This is a genomic window from Pseudomonas sp. Ga0074129 (assembly GCA_001465025.1).
Taxonomy (GTDB): Bacteria; Pseudomonadota; Gammaproteobacteria; order Pseudomonadales; family Pseudomonadaceae; genus Aquipseudomonas.
Window position 1 is genome coordinate 1 of record LNDO01000017.1, and the last position, 17,968, is coordinate 17,968.

The following is a 17,968-nucleotide window of genomic DNA, read 5'->3' on the forward strand; positions in this document are numbered from 1 at the left end:
TACGCAACCGACGCGCTGGAGTCAGCCATCCAGTTCGTAGATTCGCTGGATAGTCGGATCATGACTTCCACAGCATCTCGCCTTTCGGTGGTTCAGCGTGAGATCGAGAACCTGGAAACAGGTTTGAACCCCAGCCCAACTGGCCGCATTGCCAGCCTGCGCCGCCGCATTCAGGATCTGCAGAACGAGCTGGCGCAGGTAGAAGCTGGCCACGTCGTCGTGCTGGATGAAGCGCAGGCGATAGAGGGCATACGCGAGGTCTATAACTTGGCCACCAGCCTGCGCGCAGACTTTCGACGAGTTGAAGACTCTTGGCGCGAGGCGGACCGCGCCCTTCGACACTCCATCATCAGCGAGCAGTCTCACCGTGGAGAAATCGTCGATCGGTTGTTGGACGGGCAAGATGCCCTACTCAACACACCGGAGGGGCGCGTCTTCGAGAGCTTTCAGCAGCAACTGAGGCAGTCCGCTGAGCTGGAGGCCATGCGTGAGCGCTTGCGCACCATTTTGCGTCATCCAGCAGTTGCAAAGGCGCTGAATCGTCCCCAGCAACGTGAGCTGCGTTGGCTGGCGTTACGCCTGGTTCGGGAGTCGCAGGCTGTGCTCCAGGCGCGCGCCCGCAGCGAGCGCGATGTGCGCGGTTTCATGAAGACGGGGCTGGCCGCCGAGCATCATCGCGTCGGACAGTTACTCAACGATTTCTTCAATCTAGCGCTCAGTGTCGACTGGCAACGCCAGTCAGAACGCCGTAAGCCTGTCTGTTTACCAGCGGTTGGCGTCGCCATTACCGGTGTCCCGGCAATCGAGCGCCTGCGCTTCAAGACCCTGGATGACGATGAGGCCGCCGAGCTGGATCTGAGCCAGAAGCCCGCAGGGTTGGAGCAGATTGACGATGACTTCTGGGATGCTTTCGACGGGCTGGATCGTGAAGCGCTGATTCATGACACCCTGGCTGTGCTGGTGAAGCAGGGTCGCCCTGTGAGCCTCGGGGAGCTTGCCGCTTTGCTGCCACCTGCTCATGACCTGGAAACCTTTGCGCTCTGGTTAGCGATGGCGCGCGAGGCAGGTATCGAGGTGCTGACAGAGGCGCGTCAGCTCGTGGAGCTGGTGGACGAGGATGAGCAACGCTGGCGCTTTAATCTGCCTTATGTCGGACTCGACCACCAGGCACTCAAGGACATCGATTGGGAGTTGTGAGCATGGCAGGGATCTTCGATCGAATGGCAGGCGCCTCCGGCGCCGACGAAACGGAGCTGACGGCGGAGCCCGTGGCGTTGGATGACGGCATGGAGGATGAACAGCCCGCTACACAGGTCGATGAGCGGCGCACGCCGCAGCGGGTACGTGAGGCCGTACAGGAAATGCTCAAGTACGGGCTGCTGGAAGAAAGTCACAAGCCCAATCTGTATCGCTCGGCGCTTGCCAATCTCGAGGCGGTCGACACAATTCTGGAACCCCTCGATCTGGCCATGGGGGTCGATGAGGTTCGCGGGCTGGTGTTCGTCACCGTTCGCCAGGGCGAGGTAGCCGAGCAGGATGACTGGTCGCACCCCCTCGTGCGTCGGCAAAGACTGAATCTGGAGCAGTCCCTGCTGATAGCCATTCTGCGCCAGCACTTCATCGCCTACGAACAGGAAAGCGGTACGGGCGCCACCCAGGCACTGGTAGCGGTTGATGAGCTGATTCCGCAATTGCAGGTTTACCTGGGCGAGCTGGGCAGTGAGGCGAAGGAGCGCAATCGCATCATCACACTGCTGGACCAGCTCAAGGGGCATGGCCTGGTGTCGGCTCTGGACGCGCATGATCGCGTCATCATCCGCCCCATCATTACCCACTTGGCCAACCCGGAGAACCTACAGGCTCTGGTGGCCTGGCTGCGCGAGCAGGTGGAGGGCGCGGTTACCCCGGCTGCTGGTGCTGAGGAGGATGAGGCGTGAAGCAAGCACTGCTCTGGCGTGACAGCGAGACCTTCATTCTCAGCAGCATAGAACTCTATAACTGGGGCGGCTTTCATGGCTATCACCGTGCCGAGATCGATCCTTCCGGCACCGCCGTGATCGGCCCGACGGGGAGCGGTAAAACGACCCTGGTGGATGCGCTGATGACCTTGCTGTGCGCCAATCCGCGCTACAACCTGGCCTCCACGGGCGGGCACGAAAGCGACCGCGATCTGGTGTCCTATGTGCGCGGCGTCACCGGTCCTGGGGACGGAGGTGTGGAGCAATCGCATATCGCGCGCCAGGGTAAGACGGTTACCGCCATTGCCGCTACGCTCGAGCGTGACGGTGCGCAGGTACGCCTGGGCGCTGTGCTCTGGTTCGAGGGCACCAGCTCTTCGGCATCCGATCTGAAAAAACTCTGGCTGTTGAGCGAGTCCCCCGAGCAGACGCTGGAGCATTGGCTCAGCCAGCATCACGCAGGCGGCATGCGGGCGCTGCGTCAGATGGAGAAAGATGGCACGGGTATCTGGCCGTATCCCAGCAAGAAAGCCTTTCTGGCCAGGCTCAGGGATTACTTCGAGGTGGGTGAAAACGCCTTCACCTTGCTCAACCGCGCTGCCGGCCTGAAGCAGCTCAACAGCATTGATGAGATCTTTCGCGAGTTGGTGCTCGATGACCACTCCGCTTTCGCACGGGCTGCCGAAGTCGCTACTAGTTTCGATGACCTGACCGACATTCACCGAGAACTGGAAACCGCCAGAAAGCAGCAGCGCTCATTGCAACCGGTCGCCGATGGCTGGGAGCGTTACCAGGCCTTGCAAGAGCAGTTGCAGGACAAACAGGCGCTCGAAGGCATTCTCCCAGTCTGGTTCGCCGAACAGGGGTATCGCCTGTGGTTGGCCGAAACCAACAGGCTGGAGACGGCGTACAAAAAGGCCGAACTGGATCAGGCGCAATGCAGGGGGCAGCTTGAAACCCAGAAGGGCGTGGTCGATCAACATCGTCAGCGCTACCTGCGCGTAGGTGGCGCAGGGATAGATCAATTACGCGGGCGCATTGCGGATTGGGCCAGGGAGCGTGATAAGCGAAGCCTTAAAGCCGAGCAGTACCAACGCTTGGTCAAGGGACTTGGACTCGCGGATGAGTTATCGGCTGCCGCGCTCGAGGAAAATCAGCAGCAGATCGCGGCACGTCTGGAAATACTGGCTCAGCACATTACTGAGGCGCGGCAAAAGGCGTTCGATGCAGGTCTCGTTCAGCAGGAGCTCAATGGCCGCCTGCAGAGCTTGCAGCAGGAGCGTGCCGAGGTTGAAAGGCGGCCAGGCTCGAACTTGCCTGGGCATTTTCATGCTTTTCGAGGGGATCTGGCGCAGGCGCTTGGCGTCGATGAATCGGCCCTGCCTTTCGTCGCCGAGCTGGTGCAGGTCAAGCCCGAGGAGCTGGCTTGGCGGGGTGCCATCGAGCGGGCAATCGGCAGCCACCGCCTGCGTATACTGGTGCCGCAGGGCGCGTCCGAGGCTGCACTGCGCTGGGTGAACCAAAGGCACAACCGTTTGCATGTGCGCTTGCTTGAGGTCAAGGAGCCGTCGTCGCGCCCGGTGTTCTTCGACGATGGTTATACCCGCAAGCTGACTTTCAAGGAGCATCCGTACCGAGAGACGGTAAAGGCACTACTGGCGGAAAACGACCGCCACTGCGTGGAAAACGACCGCCACTGCGTGGAAAGCACGGAGCAATTACGGCATACCCCGCACGCCATGACGGCCCAGGGGCTGATGTCGGGCAAAGAGCGCTTCTTCGACAAGCAGGATCAGAAGCGCCTGGATGAAGACTGGTTGACCGGCTTCGATAACCGCGACCGTCTGGCCTTTTTGGCCGAGCAGATTGGCGAGGTCAATCAACAGCTCGCGCCTGCCAAGCTGGACTTGGACGCTGCCCAGGGCGATGCCCGCAAGTTGGAGGATCAATCTTCGCTGCTGCAACGTGTCGAAGAACTGCAGTTCGAGGAGATTGATCGGCCGGGCGCCGAGCGTCAGCTTGCGTCGCTGCATGCTCAGCTCGAAACCCTGACGCGCCCCGATTCCGATCTTGCCATGATCAAGGCTGAACTGGATCAAGCCGAGGTTTTGCAGGCGTCTCTGGATCAACTGTTGCAACGACTGATCGAGCAGTGCGTGCAGTTGAGAACTCAGTTCGAGCAGGCCGCATCCGCTACCCGTAAGGCTTATCGCGGTGCCGAGAGGGGGCTGAGCGATACGCAGCGCGAGTTGGCGCACGCGCACTTCCCGACCCTGAATGCTGATGACCTCGGCGATATTGTCGAGCTGGAGCGCCAGCATACGCGTGAGCTGCAAGGGCAGCTCAAAACCCTGAGCGAGAAACTGGGCGATCAGAAATCCGAGCTTGCCAAACGTATGTCCGACGCCCTGAAGGTCGATACCGGCGCGCTGTCAGAGGTCGGGCGAGAACTGGTGGACGTACCCAGGTATCTGGAGCGGCTACGTGTACTGACCGAGGAAGCCCTGCCCGAGAAACTCAAGCGCTTCCTGGAATACCTCAATCGTTCCTCGGATGATGGCGTCACCCAGTTACTGAGCTATATCGACCATGAAGTCGCGGTGATCGAGGAGCGTCTGGATGACCTCAACAGCACGATGCAGCGTGTCGACTTTCAGCCCGGACGCTACCTGCGCCTGGTGGCGAAAAAGGTCATCCATGAAAGCCTTCGCACCTTGCAACAGGCTCAGCGCCAACTGAACTCGGCGCGTTTCATCGATGATGAAGGCGAGAGCCATTACAAGGCATTGCAGGCGCTTGTTGGCCTGCTCAAGGATGCTTGCGAGCACAGCAGGAATCAGGGAGCCAAGGCACTTCTGGATCCGCGCTTCCGCCTGGAGTTCGCGGTATCGGTGATCGATCGAGAAAGCAAGAATGTCATCGAGACCCGAACAGGTTCTCAGGGCGGTAGTGGTGGCGAGAAGGAGATCATCGCCTCCTATGTACTGACCGCTTCCCTCAGCTATGCGCTCTGTCCCGACGGCAGCAGTCGGCCGTTGTTCGGCACCATAGTGCTTGACGAGGCGTTTTCCCGCAGCTCCCATGCGGTTGCCGGTCGGATCATCGCGGCACTGAGGGAGTTCGGCCTGCACGCTGTCTTCATCACCCCCAACAAGGAAATGCGCCTGTTGCGCCACCATACGCGTTCGGCAGTCGTCGTTCATCGGCGCGGCGTGGAATCCAGCCTGGTTTCCCTGAGCTGGGAAGCGTTGGATGAACATCATCAACAGCGCATCAAGGCCATGCATGAAGTCGCCCATTGAAATCGGCCGCAGCTTGGCCAGGCAATGGCAGCGCTCCAGCGTGCGATTGGAGCGCTTGCTCAATCCCGCTAGCTGGCCGCAAACCCTCAACATCGGCAAACCTTCGCCACGCCTGTTCACTGACAACATTCAGGCGGTGCTCCGGCATGTGGAGAACTGGCGGAGCGTGAACGTGGGTACAGTCGACTGGCAACCCGTCAGCTACCGAGCAGGGCTGGCCCCCATTTCCTTGCCGATACGTTGGCACTTGCACAGCCCCTCCGAATGGATTGCCGCAGCCAATGATTCAGCGGTCAGCCAGGAATACGCTCAACTCGAATATCTGGTCGAACGGGTAGACAGTGCCTTTCATGCACTGCTGGTGGCTCAACGCAGCCTGTGGTTGGCGAAGCCCGCTGAAGAAGTCGTCGCCACGGCGCGACTCGCCACCCAACTGTCACCAGGCTGTGCCCGAGGCCGACCACTGCGCCTGCTTGCCGAGCACGGCGTGGATACCAAGTTTTTCGAGCGCAACGCCAGCTTGCTGACCAAGCTCTTAGATGAGCGCTTCGAAGGCGCGGCGTCCGAGCAAGGCCTGACGATTTTTCTGGATGCCTTTGAAGAAAGCAGTCATTGGGTTCTGGTCGTCCCCCTTCAGTCTGAGCTGTTGCCCTTCAAGCGGCTTAGGCTCACAACTGCGGAACTGGCCGAAACCCTACTTCCCGGTTCACGGTTGCTCGTGGTGGAAAATGAGCAATGCATTCACTTGCTGCCTGAGAACTTACCGGACACCCTGGCTGTGCTGGGCTCAGGACTCGATTTGCAGTGGCTAGCGTCCGCGCACCTGGCCGGGAAACAGATCGCATACTGGGGCGATATGGATACCTGGGGCTTGCTGATGCTGGCGCGAGCGAGACTCCATCAACCTGCAGTGGAAGCGCTATTGATGGAACGTGAGCTGTTTGACCAGCACTCACCAGGCAATGCAGTCGTTGAACCGGCCAAAGCGCTGGAGTCGGCTCCACCTGGTTTGCTGGCTGACGAAGCGGATTTCTATCGGTATCTTCTGGTGCAAGAACGAGGACGTCTTGAGCAGGAATACCTCCCAAAGGTACAAGTTGGGCGCGCTATCGAGCAGTGGGCTCGGAAGGTCCCTGTATAGGACGGCTAGCGGTGGGCGCCCCCTGTAATTGAATCGCGCCTAGTTCCGCAGACGCCTCCAAAAATCGAAACCGAGCTTCAGCAAATGCCCGTTCTTAGACTTCGGCCTGTCAGCAGGGAAATATGTTGATCTACAGGTATCGATGGTCGTTATAGCAAGCCGTTTCGTTCACATCGACTTAATGGGTAATAGCGATGCCAACTATTGGCTGGATAGAAGAAACCGGATTGGATCGGTACTGGGAAACTGGGAGCCCACTTGACTATTCATCAGTACCCGATAGCTACCCATGCCGCCACTGCAAATTGATCTTTGACTCCATTGCTCAACGCGAAAGACATGAGCTCGAGCATCCGATACAGAACCCGAGCCTGTATTTTCAGGATCGGGATATTGCCGGCAAGCAACTGCGGATCATCGCGCCACTCAAGCCCGGAGATCTGGACGCACGCAATGTAGAGGCATTGACCATCAACGGCGCTGATAACCAGTCGGTTAACGATCTATTTGAGCGCATACAGGCGATGCAGAAGGGCTACATCGATGTGAGTTATGGAAACTCGGCTTTGCAGAAAAACTTGAAAATCGAGGTATGCATTGCCGACAAGCAGGAACTGCTTAAGGTCGACGAGGCATTCACACTGCATTTTTCCAAGGACGACTTCACCAGTAGTGATATTGCTGCATTTATCGACAACGTGAAGCCGTACAGCACAGTGATCGAGTACACCAACGGGCTTGTGCGCTACTTGCACGGTGTAATGGCCAAGGATCGACGTTCGGATAGCATGCCATTTGAAGAGTTTGACACTCGCTTCAACCAGGCTGTGCAGTCGCTGCAGGATTACCGTACTGGCCTTTGCATGGGTGTAAGGGCCGTGATTCGCTTCAATCGGAATGACTTCAGTAGCCTGCAAGGCTGCGGCCTGCCGGAAATAGAAGCTGCCATGCAGTTCTTCAGAGGTGAGCCCTATACGGTGCCAGTGCAGGTCGGCAGCAGAGTGAGAATGCCGGTGGACTTCCCGACAGAGTTCATTCTCAAGGAGCTACTGGGTAGCTTTCAGCAAGCTTCGCTGCAGTATATGGAGCAGCAGATTGCGGCGCTATCGGCGAACAATCTGTCGCTGCAGGATAGAAGCAAGTTCGACTACATCTGTTACAGAAAGGCAGTTGCGCAAGATGATGTTTCTGCGATCGATAAATACCGAAAAAAACTCAAAATTGACGATGTGTTCAATACGCTTATTGGGGAGCAATGACAGATGACTGGCATTGAGAATGAAATCGCCGAGCCCAAATCGGACGATACTAAAAAGCCCAAGCTGAGCAAGGCCGAGCCAAAATCTGTTGAGCAAATACTCACAGAGGCTTTTGCAATAACCACGGATAAAGATAAGAACATCAAGCCGGCAAGTATCACCAAGGCCGATCTGAAGTCGTTGATGACCTATCCGCAGGATACGCGCCTGAGCAGTGAACTTGCCGATAGCATTACTGCTGCTGCCTGCAAGACGGATCCAGAGCTCAAAGTTCTTTCACTCATCACGCTGGCAGCCTTCAAGTGTCAGCGTGATGGGCTACGCCATGAGCTGATGGCCTTCTGTGTGCGCCTGGCCAGTTCCCTTTGGATTCAGCGCCATCGCGGGTCATTAGATCTGTACCGGGACATCATGGACGCCGACAAGGGCCTGGACAGCAGTCCGCTGACCTTCCTGAGTAACGCCATCACAGAGCAATACCGAAAGCGGATTGACTCGGTTGGACGACAGTCCAGTGAAGCACCAAGCCCGAGCACAAGTAATGCCGAGGCCAAAGAATCTACCGCATTGGATGTATTGTCCAAGAAAGAGCTGGCGGCACAGAGAAACAATATTCTGCTGATTGGCGCTCTGTGGCTGATGGCCCAAGGTAAGACGGAACTCAACGCCGCTATCGAGTTCTTCTCGGGCCTGCTGAATGAGCAAACCTCGCCCACCCAGAGCCCGCGTGCGGTTGCAGTTTTTCTTGCGGAGCAATATGCCAATCAGGACAGCCTGCTGGCCGATACCATCGATCACTTCAAGAAACAGTTCACGGAGCTGGCAGGCCAGCAAAAATTCTTGCAGTCGAAACATAACGCGCAAGAGGTTGAGCTTAAGGCTTTGCAAACCAAGGTCATGACGCAGATCACTGCGATCGCTGACAAGGATCAGCAAATTGCTCGACTAATGGCTGAAGTCGAGCAGCTGAAGCTGGCACAGCATGAGCAGCAGCTGGATGAGCGGGCTACACGAACGCATCTGCGTGACAACGCAGGGCAGGCCAAGGCCAAGGCATTCAATCTTCTTACTGAGGATGTGCTTGAGCCGCTGAAGCTCTCCCTGGCAGCCTTGCAGCGTGAAAAGCCCAAAACAGAAGTTGCCGTGCATCAAATCGAATTGGCAGTAGAAAGTATTGAAAGGGATATCAAATGGTTCAGCGAGTAGGCATTGACTTCGGCACCACCAATAGTCTCATTTCAGTAATTACCCGAGCGGGTCTAGCAAAGTGTTTCGACGATACCGGGCGTCCACATCCTTCAGTTGTGCGCTATGAAGGCGAACAGGTTATCTGCGGGAAAAAGGCACGGGACAAACTTGATAAGCTGGGTATTGGTGTGCTGGGTAACACGGTACGCGGCCCGAAAAAGCTGCTGGGTAGCGAGCATATCAACGTTGATGGCCGGATCATGACGCCGGTCGAGGTCATTGCCGATTACATCAAATACCTAGTGGCTGATGCTGACGATAGTGATATTGACCAGATTGCAGATCTAACACGTGCCGTAGTGACCATTCCGGTGGCTCTGGACGGACGGGGTAGGCAAACATTGCGCGAAGCAATGCTCAATGCCGGCGTATACGTTGAAACCTTCGTGCACGAGCCATTGGCAGCGCTGTATGGCTATTTCAAAGACCAGCCGAATACTCGAGACGTTCTTGCGTACTACGACGGCAAGATGGTTTTGGTTTTTGATTGGGGTGGCGGCACGCTGGATCTCACACTGTGCAAGATAGTTAATGGCTCCATCGTTCAGGTGCTTAACCGCGGCAACAATCTGGTCGGTGGTGATTATCTGGATGACACCATTCTCAGTCATGTGACTGACGAGCATGCGCGCAAGTTTGGTTGGAGCGCTGAAAGCAAGTTACCGGCCAATCCCGGCATGCGCGCGAAGCTGATCACTCAGTGCGAGCAGGCAAAAATCACGCTATCAACCCGCGACAAGACCAATATATTTCTACCCAATTATTTTCAGGGTACTGATGAAGAATCTGAAATTGATATCTGGTTGACCAGAGAGACTCTGGAAAGTATTTGCAACCGTCTGATCAATCAGGGCATCGACGAAATTGACAGTCTGCTGGACAAGGCCGATGTAGATCCACAGACGCTTGCGCTATGCCTTGCGACCGGGGGCATGGTCAATATGCCAGTGATCAAAAACAAGCTAACCGAAAAATTTGGTGTTTCCGCACTGCATATTTCCGAGAAGGGTGACCGGATTATTTCCGAAGGTGCAGCCTGGATCGCGCACGACAATCTTGAGCTGGCCCTGGCAAAACCGTTTGAACTGGCTGAAGCAAGAAACTCGCTGCTCACAGTGATTCATGAGGGCACCCGCTTGCCACAAAGGGGCGAGTCAATCCAAAAACAGCAATCCATGTATTGCTCTGATCCTCGCGATGGCAAAGCCATTTTCACCTTCAAGCGCCCACAGATGGTTCAGAAGTCAGCTGCGGCTGATCCGCGCACCAACTATGGCAGCCTGGTGGTTGAAGTGAATCCAGACTTCCCCCCACTTGAGGAGCGGATTGAGCTTACGATAACTATCGATGACAACCTGATTTTGCATGCCCGGGCGATGGCCGAAGACTTCAGAGAACCTGCAGCAGAGGAATACTACGATCTGGAATTTTCATTGGTGGTGAAAAAAGCGGCGGATGACTCAAGCGAAAAAAAAACCGCTTAAGGCAGGTAGTTAATAAAAGCGGGCCTGCACAATTATTCGTGCGGGCCAACGTCACGAACGATAAGGATCGCTGGGACACCGTACCGGGTGAGCTGCTCAGAGAATACAACGCCAAATATGTCTATCTGCAGAAGCCTATGACCAGAGTGCAAAGCGAGGAGGATGTCCGCTATCAGCCTTGTTCTGGATGTGGCGCGAAATGGAAGAAAAATTGTTGCACTACTGGATCTGTTACGGGATAGAAAACTCCTTACAGGACGGGCCTCGCTCCTCTGCCAGAAAGCTGAACCAGTCATCTTGAAGTGAAGGCTGTAACCGGTAACAAGTCGAGCGACTGAAGCGCTCAACCATCGCATAGGGAGTTTTAACGGTGGCATTAAAAGCATTCCGTGGCAGGCCTTTCGAGCATACCCACGAGAATCGGGCCTTCAACGACCTGTTTGACGCGCTGCAACAGCATTGCATAGCCACTGAGCAGGACTGGTATCTGCTCGGCAACTTCTTTGTGGGCAGCCGCGAACTGGATGCGATGGTGATTAAGCCCAACGCTCTGATCATCATCGACTTCAAGGAGTTCAACGGAACTCTGCAGTTTTCCGAAGAAGGACCGTGGCTGATCAGCAGCGCCGAAACGGGCGACAGCGTGACGGTTAAGGGCGGCGCGAGTATCAATCCGCTGCGCCAGCTACGCCTCAACAAGGGGGCCATGCTCGACTTTCTGAGCCGCAACCTGGCGGAGCTGAACCCGGTATGTAACTGGCGGCACATGGCCGCTCTAGTAGCCTTTCAGGGTAAGGTCGAGTTCGATCGGCAACAGCTGCCGGGGTCTATCAAGCCCTGGTTTCATATCAGCGATACGCGATCCGTCGTCAGGGATCTTGACGCTATTGTCAGCAGGGAAATCAGGCTCTCGCCCGAGAATATTGAAGATATCGTCGGCAAACTTGGGCTTGAGGTTTTTGTGCCTGCCGGCATCCCCACAACCAGAGAGCTGGGCCATCCGCCAACTCGTGAAAATGCCGTCTGCCGACTGACCACTCGACAAGAAGAGGTACTGCATGACTTTTGCAGCTGGCTGCAAAACGGCACTGGGGTATTTCGCGTCACTGGTATGGCTTCAACCGGAAAGCGCTTCCTGTTTCCTCATCTGGTGGATGCCATGGGTGAAGCCAGACGGGAGCTGTTACTGCTGACGCCCAGTGTGCGAATCTCCTCGACTTACCAGCACCCTCTGGCGCAGCCGACCTCTATCTATAGTTGGTTGTATACCCATCAACCCAAGCGCTTCGAAAAGCAAGACGATCGCCAAATCGGCATTCACGAAATCAGGGACGAGCTGTTGTTAGAGGGCAGGATCCCGGTTCTGGTGGATGCCCATCTGTTGAGCGATGAAGAGTTTGAGGTAGGTGACAGGCGCTATGGGTCTGGCCGACTGCTGCATGACTTTCTTTCGGTCATTGCCAAAACCAAAGCGCCCTTTGTGATCATCGGCGACCCTTATCAGATGCCCAGAGGTTCCCTGCAGCGCAGCCTAGTCAGTGGCACCATGCTGGAGCAGTTGGGGCTGACAGTAAATCACTGCGCGCTGACCGAGCAGATCGTCATGGATGAAGACGATGCACTCAAACACATGCAGGCGCACCTAGCCGACAGCCTGAACAAGAACTGCTTTAACAGGCTGCCACGCCTCTCGGGTAAGCGCCTTGAAATTCTCGATGGCGGAAACGTCAGGAGCTGGACACCTGATGTCAGCAATGTACGAGCCGAGTCCATTCTGATCTGCGCCACCCATGAGCAGAACAGCAAGCTCAATGCGGCGGTAAAAAGTAGGGTTCTAGGGCACGCCAACCCAACACGACTGGCTGCTGGTGATCGAATCGACTTCTACAACCGCACGCCCATCCTTGCATCGACTGAGGAATCTTCGAGCCTTGAGGCGCTGCGCTGGGTTAGCTCCGGCGAGATTGCGCTTGTCGATTCGGTTGACGAGACCGTTGAAACCCACTTTGTCGAGCTGCGTGGCCGCAAGGAGGCCATCCGCTTACGCTTCCAATGCGCCATTTGCCGCCTGCCTGGCCTGGGTGAAGTGCGCTTCCGCTATCTGGTGGACTACTTCGAAGCTGATCGCCCGGAGATGGCCAGCGAGCAATACCTGGCGTTGCAGGTATTGGCCAGACAGCTAGCCAGACCGTTGCTGCAGACACTGAAAGCCAGGCTGCCGGATAAGCAAAGTCCGGACTACAAGGAAGCAAGAGACAATTACGATCGGCTCGAATATCAGATCCTGCAGGCCCACGGCTATCTTTCCGCCGCGCAGATTCGCCCTGCACATGCGATGACCCTGCATCGTGCTCAGGGCAGACGTTGGCCCAGTGTCTGGGTCAACGCGGCGCGCAGTGCCTCGAGTACAACGGCCAATAACGCTGACTATTTCCGTTGGTTGTACACAGCAACCGTGCTGGCAGATGAACAGTGCGTCATTCGTCAGATGCCTGCTCTCACGCCGCTGAGTAACGCCTGTATAAGCCGCGCCCATGACTTGAAAATAGCTCCCCTACCACTTAGGCGGGGTCTGTTCTACGACACAACCCGGCAGCCTACGGAGCAGGAAGCCTTGCTGAGCACCCCATCAGGGTTCTCCAACATGGAACTACTTCCACTCTTCCTGACATTGCATGAGCGGCTGTCAGGGTCTGACTGGTGCATTGCGGACTGGAGTGAGCACAGCTACCAGGTCGTTATGGGGCTTACCCACCGGCAATCGACGGCAAGCGTGCGGCTTAGGCTGCATTACGACAAGAAGTTTGCCGTCAGCAATCTGGTTTTTGCCGATGGCAGCCCGCCTGAACAGGATGCCATCAGCACTCTGTTGTGCCAGCCATTCAGGCCGAAGAGCGAATCCCTGGCGCAAGCACTCGATGCGTTGCAGGAGCAGATCAGCACGCTGGGCTTTAGCCTGGTGGAGGCCAAGGAGTCGAACTATCGGCTGCAACTAACGCTAGCCATTGACGATGAAGCCGTCGAGACTCAGGTTGATTGCGACAAGGAAGGCATGATCAGTTCGGTGCGTATTATGAAAGCATCTTCCGAGGGCGTAATTAAACGTCTGGAAGAGGCTTTGGTGTTCTCGGCATGAGTGTTTTTGATGAAATTCGTGAACATAAATCACGCTATGACTTCGAAGGTGCCTGGCAGGTCGGCTTTAAGGCCCTGGAAGTTGAGCCCAGCAATGAGTTCCTGAAAACATCACTATTCTGGGTGAATTACGCAGCGCTCAAGCCTTTGCTCGAGCCTGTCAAATCCCGTGAAAACAAGGCTCCTTTACCTCACGAGCAGGCGAAGATCGACCTGTGGGCCTCACGTATCGCCACTCTTCAGCTAGCGCTTCCCAGTGAAAACATCGATTTCAGGCTATGGAATCTGTTTGGCGAAACTGGGAAGTTCTGCGAGCCACTCTGCACATTTATCTTGCACAGTGGCAGCAAGCTTTTTACGCCCGGTGATCACAAGCCATTCGTTTCGGAGAAAGGTGAGTCCCCCAGCGTGGTCATGAAGCTGGCCCGTATGGTTGCCGCCGGCTTTCTCGTAAGGGGTGCTAACAGCCCACTGCCTGCAAATCGAGTCACTGGGTTTCTGAAGTATGCAGAGGCCAATGCGAAGGATTCGACAGAGCGCAAAGTGTGGCTTGAGTGGGACAAGGCACGAATATATTTCACCGTAGGTGAAATCTCCCGCGCCAGAGACTCCTACCTGGCCGTGCTGAAAAAGAAGCGTCAAGAACCCTGGGCTTGGTTCGGCCTGGCCAAGACCTATGCGGACGAGCCGGAAAAGGCGATCTGCCTGATCGCCTCCGGCCTGACCTATGCCCATGATCCAAAATTCAGCATTCCGGGGCTGGGCGAACTTGCCGAGCGCCTCGCGGAAACAGGGGCTTACGAGAACGCCTCAAAAGCCCTAGTCAAACTGATGGCGATCTATAGTCAGAACAGTTGGACGCCCAAGGACAATATCGTAAAGCTGACATCCTACTCATGGTATGACGCTGCGATTGATACCAGTGATTTCGATGCCGTGGTGAAGAGGCTCGCTGAGAACGCCAGTCTCTATACCATCTCCAGGCCGGGTTACTACCAGGGCGTACTGCAGTCCGTGCACGCCTCCAACAAAGGGGCGAACATTTACATCGCGAGAGATCTCGTCATCTCTGCGCGCAAGGCCGTTTTCCCGGCCCGGAAAATACCTCCACAGGGAACCTTCGTGAAGGTTCTCTGTGACATGGACGCAGAGGAAAAGGAGGTCATTGCTGCAGAGGTCATTCAGGAATGCAGCTCCGCCGACATCCGCTCCTTCAGTGGTCCGCTGACAATCAGTGAAAAAGGCTTCGGATTTGTCAACAGAGAGATCTTTGTTCCGGCAGCACTGATATCCGGCATTCAGCCTGATGCCCAAGTGGCAGGAGTGGCAGTTATGTCATTCGACAAGGTCAAGAATAAATACAGCTGGAAGGCAATTACCTTGCGCGCATTCACAACCGAGAGCCTGGATTGCCAATGACGACTATCAATTTTAACTGACAGCCTGCACTACATACGTCCAGCTTCAGAATATAATAACAAGGATATATCCCATGGGAATTCCAAAGCCCGAGCACTCTAAATTTGAAATAAGATTACCGAATAAAAAGAAGCTTCTGTCGACTGTATTAAATACTGAATCTGAGCGCAGGTTAATATACAAAACCTGGGAGTTGCTCAACCGCCCAGCAAATTCACTTGAAGATCATGGCGCTTTATTCTATCCGTCGGCTGGATATGATCTAGTACTCCCACCATTATAGGGCTGCCATTTTGCACGCGCTTTTATTTCTTTGAGTCTGGCAGCCTTCCCTTTGGGAAAATAAAAAATTCCAACGCTGTTTTTCACTGATTTCTGACGATGCGAAATGCTCGGTTTCAGAACACAGCAAAGGTTGCGACTACCAGTTTACCCATGCAGATATCGAGCGGCATGTATACTGGATCAAAGGGCATAATAAAAAATTCCTTGAAATGGATATAAATCTAGCGATGTATTTCCATCGCGGCGATAGCCCTGGGGAGGGTGGGTCGGGGGAGTGCTGGGATAGCGAGTTCCTTGCATACATTGCAAACATGGCAGGTAGCGGCACGCTAAGAATAGTTACTCAAGGAGAACCTGGCGGCATCCATATCCTTGCTCGCAAGTATTTAAAAGAACTCTCCATAAACAACAGAGACACAATGTCAAGGGACGGTCTTTATTTTATTGGCGAGCTACCTAGACTTGCTATAGCCTTGCCAGACTGCAACATCAAGCAAACTATCCAAGCAGAATAAAAATAGAATTAGATCTAAAGGGCGAACGAAATGGACTGGTGGGGATACAGTGAAACACGAGGCTGGGTATTTCTTGACCGAAATATCCCCTGCAACGCTGTGGGGGTAAAAAACAAGCTATTGTTCATTGAGTGCAATAAAGAGCGCGCCTACTTCGAGCCTTGGGATCAGTGGGCTCAGCCCAGATATATTGCAAAAAATCAGTATTTAAACAAATTAAATCAAACACAAAAAGAGGAAGCGCTCAACGAGTTAAGCAAGCTACAAGAAAATATCGATCTATTCAGAGAGCTTTCAGTTTACGCCTTCTATGACAGTTGTTCCGGAAAACACTATAATCCATTCAGCTTAGTAGAAAGCAAATCAGGACTGTACACCCTTTATTCGGCGGCATGGAGCAGAAAAAAATCAGAACAGTCTCATAATGCGCACAAAGAATTTATTAATAAAACTGGAAAAGCTTACAAGGGTACTTCAAAAATCACACAAGCAAAAAAACACAGAACGACTCATTGCTATAATTGCCAGAGCAAGCTTGATAATTCAATCGATTTGGAATGTAACGCCTGCAAGTGGATTATCTGCAATTGCGGCGCATGTGGTTGCGGCTGGAGCAGCAACTATTACTAAACAAAAGAGCCATTATAGGATGACAGTAATTTACTCAATAGCTACCGAATCTGGCATATCATGCTTTTATAAAAGAAAAAAACTTTCCGAGTACTCTATTAGCTTTACGGATGAAACTTCGGAGCAATCACTTGCGGTCGCTCAAATCATGATGCTCATCATAATCGCAAGATATGATTTCTCCTTGCGCACGCACGGGGTTAACAGCATTAGCTTTACAAATGCAAATGCACTTGCAATGGCAGTCAACCCATCACTTATACCCGAAGCACTAAGTGAAAAAAGGCAATTAGTTCAGCTATTGAAATCAAGATTCAACTTTTCCTTTAGCCTTTGCACTAACCCAGAAGTAAGTGATCCCCCGCAGAACGGCATCAACACATCTACAAGTATGCACCGCTGGCACGGGCTATTCCTTAAAAATATTGGCGATTCTTATTATTTCTCATGCCTACATCATGAGGCAGCAAAATTTCACAACCGCCAGGGCGAGCAACCACTGAACGAAGAAGAAATCATTAAGGCGCTTCTCACTGCAGAGAAGGCGAATGAGAGAAATTACTTCCACACCTTTTTATCAGACTCAGAAAGTTATGCAGGCAATGGATTCTTCCGCCTAAAATACTTCCCAGAACACTCCTGCGCAATGATCTTGAGTAAAAACCTTGCACAAACTGAAATTCTTATCGCACTATTCAGAACTTCAGAGGAGCAATACTATAGCTCAGCGCTAAACATAATAAAAAAGTGCTGCAGTCGTGAGGCCAATATATACCCAGGCATAGCCGAACCAAAAATAAAATCAATTCCAACTAAAAAACATCAAACCCTAGGCAAAGTAATTCTAACCCTACAAGTAAACATGACAGCTACAAAAATTTATTTTGGTTATAACCTGCGAGTCTACAGCGAGAGCGACACCAACACACCAAAGTCTAGTCATTATGGAACATGGGAAAACAAAAATCCTGACTTAAATAATATATTGCGAGATCTTTGGATTTGCTTGCGCAACCACTGGCTCGATGTGGATGGAAAATCAATAGAAATATTCACAAACAGCGTAGAGCTGCGGAAATCCATCTACACACCTCAAACCGGCCCTGTCTCCGGATTTCTCTGGAGTCTACTAAATACAAGATTCCCCTCTATTCAAATTCATTCAGCGTCCTTTACAGGCCAGATTAAAAGCCCTTCAGGCTCATACCTCAGCGACCACAATCTTGATGAATTTCTAGTGTCTCTCCCTCTCTTTTATATCAAAGGCATCGGACAGGCCCGAATGTCGCTTCATGCCGTCAGAAGGTACTTTCAGCGAGAGATGGAATTATCCGGAAAACTAATACCCCACCCATTTAAAAGACTTTCATCAATAGCAAGCTCAGTACTTTGGCGCGAAATGAGCCCGAGCGAAATCAAGCAATACTGGCAAAACGATTACAAAGCAAGAATACTAATAAACGATGAGAGCGGCTGGCTTCTTGTTTTAGCAGATCAAACAAACACTCTTCAATTACTTACCGTATTTAATATAAAACTAAAATACACAAGAGAACGCCAAAGCATCGAAAGCAGCTAACTCGGAGCTTAAG

Annotated in this window: 11 protein-coding genes; all 11 read left to right on the forward strand. The window is 53.7% G+C overall.

The window, feature by feature from the left end; genetic code table 11:
• Positions 1–1,197, forward strand: a 1,197-nt coding sequence (locus AUK77_RS00865; protein WP_296125278.1) for a DUF3375 domain-containing protein, incomplete at its 5' end; no start/stop codon positions are given.
• A 2-nt stretch (positions 1,198–1,199) separates the two neighbouring features.
• Positions 1,200–1,937 carry a DUF4194 domain-containing protein gene (locus tag AUK77_RS00870; protein ID WP_296125279.1) on the forward strand — a complete coding sequence of 246 codons (738 nt, stop codon included), beginning with the start codon at positions 1,200–1,202 and terminating at the stop codon, positions 1,935–1,937.
• Positions 1,934–5,260: an ATP-binding protein gene (locus tag AUK77_RS00875; protein ID WP_296125280.1), complete on the forward strand. Its 3,327-nt coding sequence runs from the start codon at positions 1,934–1,936 to the stop codon at positions 5,258–5,260. The genes AUK77_RS00870 and AUK77_RS00875 overlap by 4 nt, the downstream gene beginning before the upstream one ends.
• Positions 5,244–6,401, forward strand: a complete 1,158-nt coding sequence (locus AUK77_RS00880) for a Wadjet anti-phage system protein JetD domain-containing protein (protein WP_296125281.1) — start codon at positions 5,244–5,246, stop codon at positions 6,399–6,401. The genes AUK77_RS00875 and AUK77_RS00880 overlap by 17 nt, the downstream gene beginning before the upstream one ends.
• A gap of 194 nt (positions 6,402–6,595) precedes the next feature.
• On the forward strand, positions 6,596–7,660 hold the full coding sequence (locus tag AUK77_RS00885; protein WP_296125283.1) for a hypothetical protein: 1,065 nt from the start codon (positions 6,596–6,598) through the stop codon (positions 7,658–7,660).
• Between the two features lie 3 nt (positions 7,661–7,663).
• Complete coding sequence (locus AUK77_RS00890) at positions 7,664–8,866, forward strand: hypothetical protein (RefSeq protein WP_296125285.1); 1,203 nt, start codon at positions 7,664–7,666, stop codon at positions 8,864–8,866.
• Entirely contained in the window at positions 8,851–10,392 is a 1,542-nt protein-coding gene (locus AUK77_RS00895) for an Hsp70 family protein (protein ID WP_296125287.1), read from the forward strand. Before AUK77_RS00890 ends, AUK77_RS00895 begins: the two co-directional genes overlap by 16 nt.
• A 370-nt stretch (positions 10,393–10,762) precedes the next feature.
• Complete coding sequence (locus AUK77_RS00900; protein WP_296125288.1) at positions 10,763–13,528, forward strand: NERD domain-containing protein; 2,766 nt, start codon at positions 10,763–10,765, stop codon at positions 13,526–13,528.
• On the forward strand, positions 13,525–14,946 hold the full coding sequence (locus AUK77_RS00905; RefSeq protein ID WP_296125290.1) for a hypothetical protein: 1,422 nt from the start codon (positions 13,525–13,527) through the stop codon (positions 14,944–14,946). The genes AUK77_RS00900 and AUK77_RS00905 overlap by 4 nt, the downstream gene beginning before the upstream one ends.
• Positions 14,947–15,776: 830 nt before the next feature.
• On the forward strand, positions 15,777–16,376 hold the full coding sequence (locus AUK77_RS00910; protein WP_296125292.1) for a hypothetical protein: 600 nt from the start codon (positions 15,777–15,779) through the stop codon (positions 16,374–16,376).
• Positions 16,282–17,955, forward strand: coding sequence for a hypothetical protein (locus AUK77_RS00915; protein ID WP_296125294.1), 1,674 nt, complete (start codon positions 16,282–16,284; stop codon positions 17,953–17,955). Before AUK77_RS00910 ends, AUK77_RS00915 begins: the two co-directional genes overlap by 95 nt.
• The last annotated feature ends 13 nt before the right edge of the window (positions 17,956–17,968 follow it).

What these genes read in the sequence shown, in the direction of transcription:
- AUK77_RS00870 (WP_296125279.1), top strand. Translation starts at nt 1,200, where the DNA reads ATGGCAGGGATCTTCGATCGAATGGCAGGCGCCTCCGGCGCCGACGAA.
- AUK77_RS00880 (WP_296125281.1), top strand. Translation starts at nt 5,244, where the DNA reads ATGAAGTCGCCCATTGAAATCGGCCGCAGCTTGGCCAGGCAATGGCAG.
- AUK77_RS00885 (WP_296125283.1), top strand. Translation starts at nt 6,596, where the DNA reads ATGCCAACTATTGGCTGGATAGAAGAAACCGGATTGGATCGGTACTGG.
- AUK77_RS00890 (WP_296125285.1), top strand. Translation starts at nt 7,664, where the DNA reads ATGACTGGCATTGAGAATGAAATCGCCGAGCCCAAATCGGACGATACT.
- AUK77_RS00895 (WP_296125287.1), top strand. Translation starts at nt 8,851, where the DNA reads ATGGTTCAGCGAGTAGGCATTGACTTCGGCACCACCAATAGTCTCATT.
- AUK77_RS00905 (WP_296125290.1), top strand. Translation starts at nt 13,525, where the DNA reads ATGAGTGTTTTTGATGAAATTCGTGAACATAAATCACGCTATGACTTC.
- AUK77_RS00910 (WP_296125292.1), top strand. Translation starts at nt 15,777, where the DNA reads ATGGACTGGTGGGGATACAGTGAAACACGAGGCTGGGTATTTCTTGAC.